At 74.3% G+C, this 16,816-nt stretch carries 17 protein-coding genes and 1 pseudogene; 8 read left to right on the forward strand and 10 right to left on the reverse strand.

Annotated elements, in window-relative coordinates; genetic code table 11:
• Positions 1-93 precede the first annotated feature (93 nt).
• Entirely contained in the window at positions 94-822 is a 729-nt protein-coding gene (locus QT196_RS21405; protein ID WP_266738031.1) for a chitin-binding protein, read from the forward strand.
• On the opposite strand, the gene QT196_RS21410 is transcribed toward QT196_RS21405, so the two are convergent.
• Positions 764-2,491: an FAD-dependent monooxygenase gene (locus tag QT196_RS21410; RefSeq protein ID WP_290355448.1), complete on the reverse strand. Its 1,728-nt coding sequence runs from the start codon at positions 2,489-2,491 to the stop codon at positions 764-766. The genes QT196_RS21405 and QT196_RS21410 overlap by 59 nt on opposite strands.
• 71 nt (positions 2,492-2,562) lie before the next feature.
• Here QT196_RS21410 and QT196_RS21415 point away from each other — a divergent pair, with 71 nt between their 5' ends.
• On the forward strand, positions 2,563-3,297 hold the full coding sequence (locus tag QT196_RS21415) for a TetR/AcrR family transcriptional regulator (protein ID WP_168480601.1): 735 nt from the start codon (positions 2,563-2,565) through the stop codon (positions 3,295-3,297).
• Positions 3,298-3,407: 110 nt separating this feature from the next.
• Here QT196_RS21415 and QT196_RS21420 read toward each other — a convergent pair whose 3' ends face one another.
• Both QT196_RS21420 and QT196_RS21425 read right to left on the reverse strand, forming a co-directional pair.
• Positions 3,408-3,656: a hypothetical protein gene (locus tag QT196_RS21420; protein WP_235467681.1), complete on the reverse strand. Its 249-nt coding sequence runs from the start codon at positions 3,654-3,656 to the stop codon at positions 3,408-3,410.
• Between the two features lie 169 nt (positions 3,657-3,825).
• Complete coding sequence (locus QT196_RS21425; RefSeq protein ID WP_266738021.1) at positions 3,826-4,515, reverse strand: hypothetical protein; 690 nt, start codon at positions 4,513-4,515, stop codon at positions 3,826-3,828.
• A 246-nt stretch (positions 4,516-4,761) separates the two neighbouring features.
• On the opposite strand from QT196_RS21425, the gene QT196_RS21430 reads away from it, so the two are divergent.
• The 4 genes from QT196_RS21430 (at position 4,762) to QT196_RS21445 (ending at position 10,000) form a co-directional block, all read left to right on the forward strand.
• Positions 4,762-5,700, forward strand: coding sequence for an alpha/beta hydrolase (locus tag QT196_RS21430; RefSeq protein ID WP_290355449.1), 939 nt, complete (start codon positions 4,762-4,764; stop codon positions 5,698-5,700).
• Positions 5,701-5,710: 10 nt separating this feature from the next.
• On the forward strand, positions 5,711-6,430 hold the full coding sequence (locus QT196_RS21435) for a YafY family protein (RefSeq protein ID WP_290355450.1): 720 nt from the start codon (positions 5,711-5,713) through the stop codon (positions 6,428-6,430).
• Positions 6,431-6,605: 175 nt separating this feature from the next.
• Entirely contained in the window at positions 6,606-7,460 is an 855-nt protein-coding gene (locus QT196_RS21440; protein WP_290356696.1) for an ABC transporter ATP-binding protein, read from the forward strand.
• Complete coding sequence (locus QT196_RS21445; RefSeq protein WP_290355451.1) at positions 7,457-10,000, forward strand: ABC transporter permease; 2,544 nt, start codon at positions 7,457-7,459, stop codon at positions 9,998-10,000. The genes QT196_RS21440 and QT196_RS21445 overlap by 4 nt, the downstream gene beginning before the upstream one ends.
• An 87-nt stretch (positions 10,001-10,087) precedes the next feature.
• Here the strand turns inward: QT196_RS21445 and QT196_RS21450 are convergent, their stop codons facing one another.
• Both QT196_RS21450 and QT196_RS21455 read right to left on the reverse strand, forming a co-directional pair.
• Positions 10,088-10,732, reverse strand: a complete 645-nt coding sequence (locus QT196_RS21450; RefSeq protein WP_168480605.1) for a response regulator transcription factor — start codon at positions 10,730-10,732, stop codon at positions 10,088-10,090.
• On the reverse strand, positions 10,720-11,901 hold the full coding sequence (locus QT196_RS21455) for a histidine kinase (RefSeq protein WP_168480606.1): 1,182 nt from the start codon (positions 11,899-11,901) through the stop codon (positions 10,720-10,722). The genes QT196_RS21450 and QT196_RS21455 overlap by 13 nt, the downstream gene beginning before the upstream one ends.
• Positions 11,902-12,088: 187 nt before the next feature.
• On the opposite strand from QT196_RS21455, the gene QT196_RS21460 reads away from it, so the two are divergent.
• The gene (locus QT196_RS21460) at positions 12,089-12,253 is read left to right on the forward strand and encodes a hypothetical protein (RefSeq protein WP_168480607.1); all 165 of its coding nucleotides are present in this window, start codon (positions 12,089-12,091) and stop codon (positions 12,251-12,253) included.
• Positions 12,254-12,290: 37 nt separating this feature from the next.
• Here the strand turns inward: QT196_RS21460 and QT196_RS21465 are convergent.
• Positions 12,291-12,368: pseudogene (locus QT196_RS21465) on the reverse strand (arsenic transporter); the annotation flags it as partial.
• Entirely contained in the window at positions 12,369-12,866 is a 498-nt protein-coding gene (locus tag QT196_RS21470) for a MarR family transcriptional regulator (RefSeq protein ID WP_266738006.1), read from the reverse strand.
• A 62-nt stretch (positions 12,867-12,928) separates the two neighbouring features.
• On the opposite strand from QT196_RS21470, the gene QT196_RS21475 reads away from it, so the two are divergent.
• A complete protein-coding gene (locus QT196_RS21475) occupies positions 12,929-14,059 on the forward strand; it encodes a questin oxidase family protein (protein WP_290355452.1) in 1,131 nt (376 codons plus the stop codon).
• A gap of 70 nt (positions 14,060-14,129) precedes the next feature.
• On the opposite strand, the gene QT196_RS21480 is transcribed toward QT196_RS21475, so the two are convergent.
• Genes QT196_RS21480 through QT196_RS21490 form a run of 3 tightly spaced genes read right to left on the reverse strand, consistent with a single transcriptional unit; the run spans position 14,130 to position 16,805 of the window.
• Positions 14,130-14,624, reverse strand: a complete 495-nt coding sequence (locus QT196_RS21480; protein ID WP_168480610.1) for a hypothetical protein — start codon at positions 14,622-14,624, stop codon at positions 14,130-14,132.
• Entirely contained in the window at positions 14,621-16,111 is a 1,491-nt protein-coding gene (locus QT196_RS21485) for a HAMP domain-containing sensor histidine kinase (protein ID WP_290355453.1), read from the reverse strand. The genes QT196_RS21480 and QT196_RS21485 overlap by 4 nt, the downstream gene beginning before the upstream one ends.
• A gap of 7 nt (positions 16,112-16,118) precedes the next feature.
• A complete protein-coding gene (locus tag QT196_RS21490; protein WP_168480612.1) occupies positions 16,119-16,805 on the reverse strand; it encodes a response regulator transcription factor in 687 nt (228 codons plus the stop codon).
• Between the last annotated feature and the right edge of the window lie 11 nt (positions 16,806-16,816).

Raw genomic sequence — 16,816 nt, forward strand, 5'->3', positions numbered from 1 at the left:
TCCCGGGAGGGCGTCGGGAACCCCACATGGCGACATCCCGTAGGGGCCTGGCCCAGGACCGGCCCGCCGCCATGGCTGACAGGAGTTCCGACTGTGCGACGCAAGATCGCTTTCCTTGGTGCGCTGGCTCTCACCGGGGGGCTCGTCGCGTTCGCTCCCTCCGGCGCGCATGCCATCACCGGCGTCATCACGTACCACACCCGGCCCGACAACCGGCCGCACGAGATCCTCGACCCCGGCGACGACCACTGCTACGGAGTGGGGGACGGCTACGGCGAGGTGGACAACGACACCCCCACCGACCTCGTCCTGTACAACGGCCGCGACTGCACCGGCTCCGTGGTGACCGTCGTGCGCGCCCGCGGCTGGCTCACCGCGAGGTTCGGCAGCCTCCAGCTGAGCTCGGACGGTCCCCGCGAAGAGGTCCCCTCCGCTGATGAGGACCGCCCCGAGGACCCGGACCGCTCGGACAACCCGGACCGCTCCGACGACCGCGACCCCGCCGCCGATGACCGGGATCCGGCCGCCAACGACCGCGACCCCGCCGACAACGACCGGGACCCGGCCACCAACGACCGCCCGAACCGCTCCGACGGCCAGGACCCCGCGGACCGTCCGGACCGCTCCGACACCCGGGACTCCTCCGGCAGCTCCGACCCCTCGGACGACCTGGACCACTCCGACCACCCGGGTGACACGCAGGACCCCGACCGCTCGGAGGACCGCGACCGGCCCGCAAGTTCGGCAAGCCCGGTGGACCCGGTCAATGCGGGGACCCCGGGACGCCATGGACGGCCGGGACGCCCGGGGGTCGCGGGCTGAGACGGGCTGAGGGGGCGGGCTCGTGGGGCCGTCGCAGGCGCGCCGGGGTGCCCGCCCAGTCGGTCAGGGCGCGGTGGCGCTCGATGCGGCGGTCCGGCAGGGACGGTGTGCGGGTGGCCCAGGCGATATGGCCGTCGGGGCGGATGAGGATCTCCCGTACCCCGTCGAGGTCGGCGTGGTGGTCGTGGCGGGTGACGGTCAGGGCGGTCACCCGGGGGCCCCAGCCCGGGGTGACGGTCTGCCGTAGCTGCTCGTCGCCCGCGAGGTCCAGCAGGACGAACCGGCCGTGCGGGAGGAGCTCGTGGACGCGGAGCGCCGCGGAACCGTCCGCCGTCAGGGCGATATCGGGCATCCGTCGTCCCGTCAGGGGGTCGGCGTCGGCGGCGGTGGGCGGATAGACCGTGTCGAGCGCGGAAATCCGTCCGGCCAGACGGCGGTTGACCTCCTCGATGCCCAGGAGTTCCGTCAGCAGCGTGCGTAGCGCGGCGGCCGGGCGCTGATACGGGGGGAGCAGGGTCAGCTCCATCAGCAGCGTCTGGACCTCGGTGTTCTCGGTGACCGCCTGTCCGACGGGATGCCGCTCGGCGTGGTAGCTGTCGAGCAGTCCGGGCGGGGCCCAGCCGTTGATCTCGGCGGCGAGTTTCCAGCCGAGGTTCATCGCGTCCTGGAGTCCGGTGTTGAGGCCCTGTCCGGCGGCCGGGAAGTGGATATGGGCGGCGTCGCCGGCCAGCAGGACGCGTCCGGCCCGGTAACGGGCGGCGAGGCGGGTGGCGTTGCCGAACCGCGACAGCCAACGGGGCCGCGCCACCCCGCAGTCGGTGCCGCAGATATCCACCAGGGAGCTGCGGAACTCCTCCGGTGTCAGCGGTTCGGTGGACGGTGTGCGCATCCGCCGCGGGTCGATGAGGACGAGGCGGGTGAGGCCGCCCGTGCGCCCCTCTGAGGGGCCGTTTGCGGGTCCGTCCGTCGGTCCGTCCGCCTCCAGTGGGGCGACCAGGACGCCGGCGGCGCGGGCATGGTCGAGGGCCGCCGGGTCGACAACCGCGAAATCCCCCAGGGCGCCGGTCAGGGTCTCGTCGGTGCCGGGGAACGCGATACCGGCGGCCCGCCGTACCGCGCTCCGTCCGCCGTCGCAGCCGACCACATACCGTGCGCGGACGGTCCGCAGGCCGCCGTCGGGCCCGCGGACGTCCACCTCTACTCCGTCCGCCGCCGCGCGCCCGCCCTGCTCGCCGTCGCGGCCCCCGTCGCCGTCGGCGGCCTGGCGCAGCCCGACCACCTCGTATCCGCGCCGGACCGGTACGTCGAGTTCGTGGGCGCGCTCCGTCAGCAGCTGCTCGGTGCGGGCCTGGGCGAGGAACAGGGTGTAGCCGTGCCGGGTGTCCAGCGTGCTGAAGTCCAGCCGGGTGGCCAGTCCGGCGAAGTGCCACTCCGGTACGGCGCGGCCGCGCGCCAGGAAGCGTTCCACCAGGCCGCGTTGGTCCATCACCTCGATACTGCGCGGGTGCAGGGTCAATGCCCGTGAATCCCGCTGTGCCGCGGTCCGCCGCTCAAGGATCTGCACCCGTACGCCGCCCAGCGCCAGTTCGGTACCGAGCATCAGCCCGGTCGGCCCCGCACCCACCACGAGAACATCGACCTCGTCGGCCACTTCGGTAGCGGCGTCCATCGGCTGCCTCCTGCCCTCTACGTATTTAGTGAACGATGTTCACGTGAACGTTGTTCACTATAATGAGGTCCATGAGCGCCGCGTCAACCCCCAGCCCGTCCGGCCCGTCCAGCCCTTCCGGCGCCCGGCCCGCCACCACGGGGCGGGGCCGGCCCCCGAAGCTCGACCAGGCGCGGACCGTCGAGGTCGCCCTGGCTCTGCTGGACGAGGTCGGGCTGGACGCGCTGACCATGCGGCGGCTGGCCGAGGCCATGGACGTACGGGCCGGTGCGCTCTACCGCTACTTCGCCACCAAGCACGAGCTGCTGACCGCGATGGCCGAGGTGCTGCTGGCCGACTGTCTCGGCCGGCCGTTCCGGTCGCCGGACTGGAGCGAGCGCGTGGCCGAATTGGCCCGCCGGATGCGTACGGCGCTCCTGGGTCACCGCGACGGCGCGCGCGTCTACGCCGGTACGCACGCCACCGGCGCGCACACCCTCGGCTTCGCCGACGCCCTCATCGGCGTCCTGCGGGAGGCGGGCTTCACCGCCGACGACGCGGGCCGGGCCGCGCTCACGGTCGTCCACTTCACCCTCGGCCACACCCTGGAGGAGCAGGCCGCCCGCCAGGGTGCGGACGCCGGACCGGCCGACCCGGAACGGCTGCGCGCGGCGGTGACGCCGGGGCAATACCCTCATCTCGCCACCGCGTTGCCGGTGGTGACCAGTACGGATTTCACCGCCCACTTCGAATTCGGGCTGGGGCTGCTGCTCCAGGGCCTGCGCGCCCTCGGGCCCGGCACCGCGCCCCCGGGGACCGGCGGGTGACGAACCGGGCAGCGGAAAGCCCGCTGCCCCGGTGTGGGACACCGGGGCAGCGGGCTTCTTGGCGCAGTGTCGGCGGGACGGGTCCCGTCGGCTCGCCGGGTGGGGAGTGGTCAGCGGCTGTAGATGGGCATGATGGTTTCGCTGTCGTCGCACCACACCTCGTGGTAGCCGTTCGCCTGGGCCTGCGGGAGTTCCTTGGCTTCGCACTCGGCCTTTGACGGGTACTTGAGGGCGCCGACGGGGACCCAGCCGTCGCCGGGCGGCGGGGCGGCGGAGGCGGTGGTGGCGGTCAGGGGGATGGCGATCGCTGCCGCACTGACAGCGAGACCGACACCGATACGGGTACGCCACGACTTCATGGTGTTCTCCTTGCTTGTCTCTACTTCTCCGAGCTGGTCCCGCTCGGAGATCTTCTTGGCCCCTGTCCACGGCGGTACCGAGGTGGTCAACCGATGGGGCTGACGAAGAGGGCCGGGTGGGGGCCCAGCTGGTGGAAGAGCGGGCACCACCGCCGTAGCCGGGTGGGCGTTACGCGTGGGCGCTGATCACGCCGCCGCTGCTGAGCACGATGTAGATGCCGTTGGCGTTGAGGCCGACGTCGTGCTGGTTCGTCTCCAGGGTGGCGGCCACGCCGTCATGGCCGATGATCTGCGCGCGGTACTTCAGCTCGCCGACCTTCGTGACCTTGGCCGTCCAGCCGCCCGCGAGCTTGAAGGTGCCCGGTCCCTGGTGGCCGCCGCCCATCCAGGAGTGGACCTGGCCGTCCAGTGTGAGGGTGACGAACATGTCGTTGGCGTCGAGCCCGTCGTCGTGCCCGTTCGTCTCCAGCGTGGCCAGGACCGAACCGTGGGCGACGATCTTGGCGCGGTACTGCTGGTCGCCGAGCTTGGTGATCTCGGCCGTGCTGATGCCGTCCGCCAGGCGCTGGGTGCGGACCGCGGAGGTCGCCTTGCCACTGTTGGTGGCGTGCGCGCCGGCCGACTGCTTGCCCGCGACGCCCGCCTTGACCTCGGCCTTGGCGCCGGTGCTCTGCAACCCGGACCAGCCCGAGGCGCTGGACTCGGCGGCGGCCGAGTTCGTGTGGCCCGCGGACTTCGCGTCGGCGGCGTTCGAGCCTGCGCAGGCGGTCAGGGTGAGGCCGGCGGCCGCGACCAGGGATGCGGCGGCGATCCGCAGAGTGCGGCGACGGGCGGTGCGGGCAGTGGTGCTGGAGCTCATTTCGGGGTCCCCCCAAGGACAGTTGGTGACGTGGTCTCCTCGGTACGTCACCCACTCTGGGCGAGGCCACTAGCGCAAGGCTGCCGCTCCGCTAACACCCGGCTAACACGTTGATGAGGAGGGGGAGGAGGCCAAGGGGGGCGCGAACTTCCGGGCAGCGTCTCCTCGTTCGGCTGGTGGGGTGTGACGCGGCTCACCGGAAAAGGGTGACAGGGCGTTGTCGCGGACCGCTGCGAGCGTGGGTGCATGACGCTCACCGATGAGGACTGCCTCGCTGAAACTCAGGCATTCAACAAGCAATTCGAGACCACTGCCGCGAGCCGCCCGGCGCGCGAAGGGGCGCCGGACGCAGCCCTGCTGGCCAGTCTTCGGCGCAACCGGCTCGGTGGCGACACGCCACCGGTCAGGCTGCCGGAGGGCCAGGACCGCGTCATTGAGGGCGGGGTGAAGGTACGGGTCTTCGTACCGGACCGCGTGGAGGGCGTGTACCTGCACATTCACGGCGGCGGCTGGGTGTTCGGTGCGGCGGACGGGCAGGACGAGCGGCTGTGGCAGCTCGCCGAGGGGGCACGGCTGGCCGTGGTCAGCGTGGAGTACCGCCTCGCGCCGGAACACCCGTACCCCGCCGGGCCCGACGACTGCGAGGCCGCCGCCCGGTGGCTGGTGCGGCACGCCGCGACCGAGTTCGGCACCCAACGGCTGCTGATCGGCGGTGAATCGGCCGGTGCCCACCTCAGTGTCGTGACGCTGCTGCGCCTTCGTGACCGGCACGGCATCACCGGCGCGTTCCGGGCGGCCCATCTGCTCTTCGGCCCCTACGACCTGTCCATGACGCCGAGCCAGCGCTCTTTCGGATCCAGGCGGCTGCTGAGTAATACGGACACGCTGCGGCGGACCTACGAGCTGTTCACACCCGGCACGGGGCCGGAACAGCGCCGCGATCCCGAGGTCTCACCGCTTTTCGCCGACCTCGCCGGTCTGCCGCCCGCACGGATCGTCGTCGGCACCGAGGATCCGCTGCTGGACGACTCGCTGTTCCTGGCCGGGCGGTGGCAGGCGGCCGGCGCGCCCGTGCACCTCGGAGTCGTCGCCGGCGCCATGCACGGCTTCACCCTGTTCCCGCTGACCATCACTGAGCGGGAACTGCGGCGCCAGCGGGAATTCCTGTCCACCACGGGACGGTAGCGTCGCCCGGATGAATCGCACTGCCCGGCTCTATGCGCTGGTCGAAGAGTTGCGCGCGGCGGCGCCGCGGCCGCTGACGGTCGCGGCGCTCGCCGCGCGGTGCGAGGTGAGCACGCGTACGGTGCAGCGCGACCTCCAGGCGCTGATGGAGGCCGGTGTCCCGGTACGCACCACACCCGGGCGGGGCGGCGGCTGGTCGATCGACCCGGACATGACCCTGCCCCCGATCCACTTCACCACCGAGGAAGCCTCGGCCCTGGCCGTCGCCCTCGCCGCGGCCGACGCCGCCGCCCCGTACGCCGCCGCGGCCCGCACGGCGGCCCAGAAGATCGCGGCCTCGATGCCCGGCCCCGCCTCGGCGGCCGCACAGGAACTCGCCGCACGGATCGTCGCGCTGCCCTCGCCCGCCCACGCCACGGTCCGCACCGCGGTGGAACAGGCCCTCACCACCCACACGGTGCTGCGGCTGTCCTACACCGACGCGGCGGGACGCGTGAGCGACCGCGTGGTGGAACCGGCCGGGCTGCTCACCGCCAAGGGCAGGTGGTACCTCATCGCCTGGTGCCGCACGCGCCAGGCCGGCCGGGGCTTCCGGCTGGACCGCATCACCGCGGCGGCTCCCACTACGGAGCAGGCGCAGCCGCACGACCTGACGGAACTCCTGCGCGCCTCGGCGGCGGCCGACGCGGTGCGGCCCACCACGCTGGCGCCGCTCACCTCGCCGGGTTGAGAAACCGGGGCGCCGCTCCGGTGTCCGGTCACGGCACTCGCCCGCTCGCCCCCCGCCCGTGGTGGAGTGCGCTCCACCCTCAAGACGGGACCGTGCTCTCTCCTCCGCGCGCCCCGCCGTTTCTAGCGTCATCAGTGGCCCGGTGATCCATCCGACCCACTGAGAGGGCGTGCGTATGTTCCGGCGGCGGCGAGGTGCGGCGACTGCTACCGCAGAGCGGGTGGTGGCGGAGGGGGTGTCCGACGCGCTCACCCTGGAAGGGGTCGGCCGGGAGTACCGGCGCGGGGCGGTCGCCCTGCACCCCGTCGATCTCGCGGTGCCCCGGGGGCGGTTCCTCGCGGTCATGGGGCCGTCCGGCTCGGGGAAGTCGACCCTGTTGCAGTGCGCGGCGGGGCTCGACCGGCCGACGGCGGGGACGGTGCGCATCGGCGGTACGGACGTGTCCGCGCTCTCGGAGGCCGCGCTGACCCGGCTGCGGCGCGAGCGCGTCGGGTTCGTGTTCCAGGCCCACCATCTCGTGCCGTCGCTGACCGTCGCGGAGAACGTCGCGCTGCCGCTGCTGCTCGGCGGTACGACCGGGCCGGAGCGGGTGCGGCAGGGGCTCGCGGACGTCGGGCTGGGGGAGCGGGGGGACGCCGCGCCGGCGGAGCTGTCCGGCGGGCAGTGCCAGCGGGTCGCGATCGCCCGCGCGCTGGTCACCGGGCCCGACATCGTCTTCGCCGACGAGCCCACGGGGTCCCTCGATCCCGCCGCCGCGCACGACGTGCTGGTCCTGCTGCGCCAGGCCGTCGACCGGGACGGCCACACCGTCGTCATGGTCACGCACGATCCGGCCGCCGCGGCCTGGACGGATGAGGCTCTCTTCCTCGCCGGGGGACGGGTCGTCGGGAGCGTGACATCTCCTGAAGTGGCCCAAGTGAGCCGCATCATGCGGGGCTTGGGGCGCGGGGAGGGCGCGGATCCGGACGGGGGAGACGAGCGGGTCGGAGGCGGACGGCACGCGGGGTCGGACGGGGGTCGCGCGGCATGAAGGTGACCACGTTCCTGGCCGCCCGCGCCGCGCGTACGCACCGCAGGGCCTGGGCCGCCGTCTTCGCCGCGCTCGCCGTCACCTCCCTGCTGCTCGGCGCCCTCGCGCTCACCCTCGCCTCGGCCGGGCTCGGACATCCGCGGGTGGCGCGCTACGCGGCGGCGCCGCTCGTCGTGGCCGGGGACCAGTACACCCGCTTCACCGCCACGCCGTGGGGCAGCGAACCCCGGACCACCGAGGCCGGGCTCACCGAGCGGGTGCGTGTCCCGGCGGCCGCCCTCGGGGTGGTGCGGAAAGTGCCCGGGGTGCGGGCGGCGGTCGCCGACGCGGGGTTCCCGGTGGGGCGGGCCGGGCGCGCCGCCGTCGGACGGCCCTGGACTGCCGCGCGGCTGGCGCCCCGTGCCGTACGGGACGGCCGTGCGCCGCGGGGTGCGCACGAGGTCGTGGTGGGTGGCGCGGCCCGGGTCGGGGCGCGCACGGTGCTGCGGGTGCGGGGCGCCGACACGGCGTACACCGTCGTCGGTGTCGCCGACGGGCCGCGGGACGCCGTCTACTTCACGGAAGGCGAAGCCCGCCGCCTGGCCGGGCATCCGGGCTCCCTGGACGCGATCGGGGTGCTCGCCCGGCCCGGTGTGGCGACCGAGGAGCTGGCCGCCCGGGTGCGGGCGGCGCTGGACGCGGCGGGGGCCCGGAGCGTCGGACCGCGGGCGGACGGGGATGCGGCCGGCCTGCGCGTACTGACCGGGAACGGGCGCGGCGCCGCCGAGTTCCTCGATGCCGCACCGGCCCGTGTGGGGCTGCTGGAGCTGCTCGGCTCGGTGGCCGCCACCGTCGTGCTGACCGCCCTGCTGGTGGTGTCGTCGACGGTGGTGCAGGCGCTGCGGCAACGCGCGGGTGAGCTGGGGCTGTTGCGGGCGGTCGGGGCGACGCCGCGGCAGGTGCGCGGGGTGGTGGGGAAGGAGGTGGGACGGGTCGCGGTCGGGGCCGCGCTGGTGGGGGCCGTCGGCGCGGTCCCGGCGTTTCTCGCGCTGCGCGGGGTGCTGGACGCCCGCGGCGCGCTCCCGGCTGGGCTCGAACTCCCCCTTCCGCCCTGGCTGTGGTCCGCGCCGCTGGTCGGCGCCGCGGTGACGGTCCTGATGGCGCGGCTCGCGGCGGTGTTCGCCGGGGCCGGGGCCGCGAAGCTGCGCCCGGCGGAGGCGCTGCACGAGGCGGCGCCCGGCACGGCCCGCAAGGTCACCGGGCTGGTGCTGCTGCTCGCCGGCGTCAGCTCGGCGGGCACCGCGGCCCTCCAGAGCGGGGCGGCCGCCGGGGCCGCGGCCGGGGCGGCGGCGGTGACGATGGTGAGCGCCTGTGCGCTGCTCGGGCCGTGGATCGCGGACGGTGCGATGCGGGTGCTGGGGGCGCCGCTGCGGCGGTACTGCGGTCCGGCCGGCCATCTCGCCGCCGCCAACTGCCGGGCCGCGGCCCGTCGTTCGGGAGCCGCCCTGACGCCCGTCGTACTGGTCACCGCGTTCATCGGCGTCCAGCTCTCGGCGGGGGCGACCCTCACCCACGCGGGGGCGGCGCAGGCCCGCGAGGCGCTGCGGGCCGGTCTCGCGGTACGGGCGGACGGCGGGCTGCCGGCCGGTGCCATGGAGCGGATCCGCGGCGTGCCAGGGGTGCGGGCGGCGACGGACGTGGTGCCCGGCACGGTGGTACTGGCCCGGCGCGAGACCGGCGAGCCCCGGCTCGACCGGCTGCCGGTCCTCGGCGTCACCCCGCAGCGGCTGACGCGGACCCTCGACCCGGGGGTGCGCGAGGGGACCGTACGGCAACTACGGCCCGGCACGGTCGCAGTCGGTGCCGACCGGGCGCGCTCGCTCGATCTGCGGCCCGGCGCGACGGTGACCCTGCGCTTCGGCGACGGGGCTCCGGCCCGGCTCCGGGTCGTCGCGGTCTACGAACGGTCGCTGGCCCTGGGGGACTTCCTCTTCTCCCGGGACGAGCTGCTGCGGCACGGGTCGCGGCCGGACGGCGCACGGGTGCTGGTCACGGTGGCACCGGGAGGGGACCGCACGGCGGTCGCGGCGGCGCTGGCGGCGGCGGTGCCGGGGGCGCGGGTGGAGACGACACCCGCACCGGTACGGGTCGCGGCGGAGCACCAGGCGCTCGTCGAAGTGGTCACGATGGCGGCGGTATCGGTGATCGGGGGCTTCACGGTGATCGCGGTGCTGAGCACCCTGTCGCTGATCGCGGTCGGCCGCCGCCCCGAGCTGCGGCTGCTGCGGCTGGCGGGGGCGGGGCGGCGCACCCTGCGGCGGATGCTGCGGCTGGAGGCGGCGGCCCTGGCACTGACCGGGCTGGCCGTGGGAGCCGCGGTGGCCATGGTGCCGCTGCTGGCGTTCAGCCTGGGGGTGGCCCGTACGGTGCCGCATCTGCCGCCGGTACCCGCCGTGGTGATCGTCGCCGTGGTGGCCGCGACGACGGGCGCGGGGACGCTGCTGCCGGCACGGGCGGTGCTGCGGGGGCGGTATCCGGGGAGCGGGGCGGCGGGTGGGTGAGGGGGCGGGCAGCCGCCGGTGAGTGCGCCAGGGCGGGTCCGCGAAGCCCCGGCCGTCGCGGGCCGGGCGGGACGTCCCGCCCCCGCCCTACCCCCCGTTCAGATACGCCAGCACGGCCAGCACCCGCCGATGGCCGCTGTCGCCGGCCGGCAGGCCCAGCTTCGTGAAGACATTGCCGATGTGTTTGCTGACCGCCCGGTCCGACACCACCAGCAGCCGGGCGATCGTGGTGTTGTCCCGGCCCTCCGCCATCAGGTGCAGCACCTCCCGCTCGCGCGGGGTCAGGGTGTCGAGCGGATCGTCGCGGCGCCGGGTCATCAGCTCCGTGACGACCTCCGGGTCCAGCGCGGTACCGCCCGCCGCGACGCGTTCCAGCGCGTCCAGGAACTCGTCGACCCGGCCCACCCGGTCCTTCAGCAGATAGCCGACCCCGCTCGCACCGCCGCCCAGCAACTCCGCGGCGTAGGCCTCCTCCACGTACTGGGACAGCACCAGCACCGGCAGCCCGGGGATCTCCCGGCGGGCCGCCAGCGCCGCCCGCAGCCCCTCGTCGCGGAAGCCGGGCGGCATCCGGACGTCCAGTACGGCGGCGTCCGGGCGGTGTTCGAGGAGCGCGGGCAGCACCTCGGGCCCGCTGGCCGCCACCGCGGCCACCTCGTGCCCGGCGGAGGTCAGCAGCAGCACCAGGCCCTCTCTGAGCAGGGCGTTGTCCTCGGCGATCACCACACGCACGGCAGCTCCACATCGATCACGGTCGGGCCCCCGGCGGGGCTGGTCACTTCCACGGTCCCGTCGAGCGCCGCGACCCGGCGCCGGATGCCGAGCAGCCCACTGCCGCCCGCGGCCCCCGGGGAGCCGGTCTCCGCGCCGCCGCGCCCCTCGTCACGCACCGACAGCGTCAACCCGCCGGGCCTGCGGGCCAGTTCCACCCGGGCCCGGTCCGCCCCGCTGTGTTTGGCGGCGTTGGTCAGGGCCTCGGCGACGACGAAGTACGCGGCCGCCTCGACCGCCGCCGGTGCGCGCGGGCCCTCCGCCAGCCCCTCCTCGCACACCGCCACCTCCAGGCCGCTGCTCGCCGCGAGCGCCCGCACCGCCCCCACCAGGCCCCGGTCGGTGAGGATCGGCGGATGGATGCCGCGGACCACCTGGCGCAGCTCGGTGAGGGCCTCCTCGGCCTGGTTCTGGGCGTCGTCGAGGAGCGTGCGGGCCGCCTCGGGGTCCTTGTCGTAGGCCCGCCGGGCCAGTCCCACCCGCATCGAGAGCGCCACCAGCCGGGCCTGGGTGCCGTCGTGCAGATCCCGTTCGATACGCCGCAGTTCGGCGCCGTGCGCGGCGACGGCGCCGGCCCGGGTCACGGTCAGCTCCTCGACCCGCTCGGCGAGCCCGGCCCGGTGCCCGCCGTCCGGCGACGGCCGCAGCAGCGCGTGCGACCAGGCCGCGTCGAGGTCGGCGAGGCGCCCGATCAGCGGCAGGACGACGGCCCGGCGCCCCAGCAGCCCGCACCACACCCCGTCGACGAGCAGCCCGACGGCCCACAGCGGCAGCGCGAGATACGCCAGCAGCCAGCCGTAGCCGAAGTGGGCGGCGAGCCAGCGCAGATCCCGGTAGGTACCGGGGTCCGCGAGCGCGGTACGCACCCGCTCGGACAGCGCCCCGGTGAGCGGCAGATACGCCTCCGGCACCGGCACCCCCGACCAGGCCGCCACCCGCCGCCGCTTGAACCCGGCCATCCTGCGCAGCAGCAGAACCGTCTCGGGCAGCACCCCCGCGCCGACCACGATGACCGTCACCACGGCGGTGAACAACAGCAGCGCGAGGAAGAGATACGACAGCAGCGCCAGCCCGCCCGCCGTCATCAGCTGAGCCGTGGCCCGCCCCGCCCGCCGCATCGTCTCCCCCATGGGGCTCAGGCTAAGGGACCGCCACCGGGGGCGCGGGCGGGTGCTCCCCGGCCGGGGTGTAGCGCGCTACACCCCGCATTCGGGAGGGCGCTCCCTCGAACCGGCGGTCAGCGGCGGGCAGTCTGGGGCGCAGCGATACCCGCCTCAGCTCGGTGCGGCGGGTGACCCTCCGGAAGGAAGAGCTCCCATGAAGGCCCTGCTCTGGTGCGTGCTCGTGCTCGCCCTCCTCTTCAACGTCGCCACCAGCTTCGCCTTCGACGGGGTGCAGCAGGTGCTGGTCAGCGTCGGCAGCGGGGTCGTGGTGATCGGGTCGGGGGTGGGCCTGTTCCTGATGCGCACCAAGCGGTGCTGAGGCGGGCGAGTGGTCCTGAGGCGGACCAAGCGGTCCTGAGGCGGCCGGGCCGCCCCGCTGACCAGCGCGCCATCCAGGTGCCGCAGGCGTGGAAGAGCCCCTGGTTGTCGCAGAGTTACCGCTCGCCCTGGACCTCGCGGACCCAGCCCGTCAGGCCCGCCAGGAACCCGGCCCGTTCGCCCGGCGACAGCCCGTCCAGGGCGCGCAGCAGCGGCTCGGTCCGGCGGGCGACGAAGGTTTCGAGCGGCGGGCGGAAGTCCTCGGCCAGGGACACCAGGATCCGGCGGCGGTTGGCCGGGTCCTCGGCGCGCTCCACGATCCCGGCCCGGCTCAGGCCGCCGACCAGCTCGCTGGCGGTGGGCAGCGACACATGGAGCCGCCGGGCGATCTCGCTGACGGTCAGCGGCTGCCCGGCCAGCAGCTGTGGGAGGACGGCGCCGTGGCGCGGGGTCAGCCCGTTGGTCTCCATCGCCTCACGCAGCGGCGCCGGCATCAGCTCCCGCACCACTCCGCCACGGAAGAACGGCTCCAACAGCGGTACCAGGCCGACGATTTCGACCTCGTCGGGGGTCGGTACCCGGGGCGCCTTCCCGGCCTCGTGCATGTGCGGCATACTGCGCAGTCTAGATGGTTTGGATTTCCAAACTGTTGGGACATTCGAAAGGTGAAGCCCCTATGCCGTCGATCAGCTACCACGAGGCGCTCAATGACGCGCTGGAGCGCATGGACGACCTCGGATACGAACGCGGGCAGGGCGTCGATCTCGCCAACCACGGCCCGATGGGCGCCGAGGCGCTCGCCCTGCTGGGGCAGGAGGACGCGGTCGCCTCCTGGGTCCGGCGCTACCGGCGGGCGATGGAGCACCATGAGCCGCCCGCCGCCCGCTTCGCCCTGGACCCCGCGGACGAGTCCTCCTGGCGCCCCGCGCTCGGCGACTTCCCCCGCGCCGGGGACTGGGAGCGGCTCTTCGCCCGCGAACTGGCCGAGGCGCACTGGCGCGAGGTCCTCGTCCGGTGGTGGCCGCGCCTGATCCCGGGCCTGTTCGCCGGACTGACCCACGGCCTGATCCGCACCGCCCACGCGGTTCGGGGCCTGTACGCCGCCGGCAAGCCCACCCGGCTCCAGCTGAACGAACTCGCGCGCGGGCTGGCGTACTGGGCCGCCCGCTACACCGCGCTGCCCGGCCGGCCCCGGCTGCGCGGCCGCTACGACCTGCCGGCCGCGGTCGCCGCGCTGCCCCGGGTGCCGCAGGACGGCGGACTGGGGCCCGGCACCGCCCGGCACCGTCTGGACACCCTCGCCGAACTGCCCGGCTACCAGGACGCGCTGGAGTGGCCCGCCCAGGAACCGGCGCCCCGGATGCTGTCCGAGATGACCGCCCAGTTCGCCGATGTCTACCTCGGCCACCCGGAGGTGTACCCGGTTCCGCTGATCCACGGCGTCACCGCGCCCGCCGCCGTACGCCTGGTGCTTCCGCATCTGCCGCCCGAGCTGTACGAGCCGACGCTGGACCGGCTGTGGCAAGTACAGACGGCCTTTCTGCTGGCCTTCACCACCGACCGGCGCGACGAGGGCACGGCGGCCTGGCGGTCATCGCTCGGCGACCTGCCACCGCTGGGTGAACTCGGCGCCCGGGCCGCCGAGCACGGCGACGAGCACGTCATCAAGTTCACCGAGGCCTGCCTGCGCGAATACGCCCTGCGGCCCGATCCCCGCTATCCCGCCGCCGCGTTCGCCGCCCAGCGGCGCATCCCCCGCCTGGACGCCGGCGGCGGGGTCGGCGGTGTGCGGGCCGATACGCCGTAGGGCGGGACCAGCGGGACGGGCGGGTCGCCGCGGGACCACGCCGGCCGTCGGACACGGCCCGGTCCGGTGCTCAGTGCGACAGGAACTGCTGGCACTGGTACGGCCCGGCGCGCTCCTTGCCGGTCACGAGGGTCACCTGGACCTTGTCCGGGCGGGTGCCGTGGAGGAGGACCTCGGCACGAGCGAAGGTGCAGACCAGCTGGCCGGTGCTCTGGTCCCCGGGGGATTCGGCGGTGTAACCGGGAGTCCTGACGGTGACATTGCCGTGGTGGGCGGTGACCTTGAGCCACTTGTCGGGGCGGACGAGATTGGCCAGCCCGTCGGCCCGCTCTTCTTCGGTCGGCCCGTTGAGCAACAGCCGGTAGGCGAGCTGGAAGTGGTCGACCTTCGTGCCGGGCCGGGACACTCCCCGCAGGCCGCGGTCGGAGACGAAGTAGACCCGCATGCCCTGCGAGATGCCGGAGGGGGCGGTGCCGAAGTCCATGACGCCGGTGGGACGTATGCCGCAGCCCGTGGCGGCCAGGGCGAGCACACAGCAGATGAGGGCGGTGCGGGGACGCGTCATGAGGCGGATTCCGTACGGAGGGGGATGCGGAGGGTGAAGACGGCGCCGGCGTCCGGTGCCGGGGGCGCGAGCTCGATGGTGCCACCGTGCAGACGGGCGTTCTCCAGGGCGATGGCCATACCCAGACCGCTGCCCTCGGAGCGGGTGCGGGCGTTGTCGGCCTTGTAGAAGCGGTCGAAGACATGGCGGGCGACCTCGGGGGCCAGCCCCGGGCCGCGGTCGGAGACCGAGACGGTCAGCCACTCTTCCGCCGCCCGGACGGTGACGGTCACCGGCGGTGCGCCGTGCCGCAGGGCGTTGCCGACGAGGTTGGCGACGATGACATCGAGTCGGCGGCGGTCGAGCCGGGCCCGTATGCCCGGGGGGAGATCGGCCTCGACCCGGTCGGTCCAGCCGCGGGCCGCGAGTGAGGCGCGCACCACCTCGGCCATGTCCACTTCGTGCACCGTGAGCGCCACGGCGCGGGCGTCGAAGCGGGATATCTCGATGAGGTCGTCGACCAGCCGGGCCAGCTTGGCGGTTTCCGCGCTGACCGTACGGGCCGCGTGTGCGGTGTCGGGGGTGAGCTGGTCGGCGTCCTCCTCCAGGACGCTGGACACCATGGTCATGGCGGCGAGCGGGGTGCGCAGCTCATGGGAGACATCGGCGACGAAACGGCGGGCCAGGGCCTCCTGCTCGCGCAGCTCGCCGACGGTGTGCTCCAGCGCGCCGGCCGTTTCGTTGAAGGTATGGGCGAGCTCGGCCAGTTCGTCGCGGCCCTTCTCCTCGACCCGGGTACTCAGCTCGCCGGTGGCCAGCCGGCGGGTGGCCCGTGCCAGTCTGCGCACCGGCCGCAGCACCGTACGGGCCGCGAGCAGCGCCAGGACGGCGGCCAGCAGCACCACGGGTACCAGGCCGCCCTGCACACTGCGCACCAGGTCGGCGGTGTCGCGTTCCTCCTCCTCCAGGGAGACGATCGCGAAGATCTCGACCCCGGACGGCTTTGCGGAGCTGCCGTCCAGGACGACCGGGGCGCCGAGCACCAGCCAGGGCTCGCCGCTGTACTCCACCCGCTGGAGCGAGAGCCGGTTGTCGGTGTGCACGGCCGCACGCAGCTCGGGAGTGATCCGGGTGCGGTCCGCCAGCGAGTCGGAGGAGGCGGTGTAGTCGCGGTACCGGGCGATGACCGGCGCACTGCGCAAGCCGGAGGAGACATTGGTGGCGAACCGGGTCAGGGAGCGCAGGTCGGGCGGGACATCGAGCTCCGGTGCCAGCTGCTCGACGCGGTTGTGGAAGTCATCGACGGCGGCGTTCTGGGCCCGCTTGAGGACCGCGTTGCGCGAGTCCCGGTACGCCAGTGCGGTGGCGGTGACCGCGCTGATCAGGGCGACCACGACGACGGTGATGATGAGCCGGCCGCGGAGCCCGTCGAGACGCGGGAGCCGCAAACGGGCCCGCACCGCGGTCCTCTCGGGCTTTGTGGGAGCGGACTCGGCCGTGGTCCTCATCGCACACTCACAGCGGCCCGAAGCGATAGCCGAAGCCGCGCACCGTCTGGATGTAGCGCGGCCTGGCGGGGAGGTCCTCCAGCTTGGCGCGCAGCCGCCCGACCGCCGCGTCCACCAGCCGGGAGTCGCCCAGGAAGTCGTGCTCCCAGACGGATTCGAGGAGTTGCTCCCGGCTGAAGACCCGGCCGGGGGCCGCCGACAGCTCCAGCAGCAGCCGCAGTTCGGTGGGCGGGAGGGGGACGGGGGTGCCGTGCTTGGTGACGGTCAGGCCGGCTCGGTCGATGGCGAGTCCGGCGAAGTTGTCGCTGTTCGTACGGGTCACCGGTCCGGCCCGGCGCAGGGCCGCCCGGATACGGGCCTCCAGCACCCGGCCGGTGATCGGCTTGACCACATAGTCGTCGGCGCCCGCCTCCAGCCCGCTGACCACGTCCAGATCGTCACCGCGGGAGGTGAGCATGATGATCGGCAGCTGGCCCCGGCCCCGGATGCGGCGGCAGACCTCGAAGCCGTCGATACCGGGCAGCATCAGGTCGACCACCGCGAGCTCGATGCCGCCGCCGCCCGGGCGGGACAGCAGCTCCAGGCCCGCCTCGCCGGTGGCGACGGCGTCGACCTCGTGGCCGTGCCGGCGCAGCACCAGCTCCATTCCGTCCCGTACGGAGGTGTCGTCCTCGATCAGCAGCACATGCGGCATGCTGCCGATTA

The sequence above is a fragment of the Streptomyces sp. P9-2B-2 genome, from assembly GCF_030406865.1.
In the GTDB taxonomy this organism is placed as follows: Bacteria; Actinomycetota; Actinomycetes; order Streptomycetales; family Streptomycetaceae; genus Streptomyces; species Streptomyces platensis.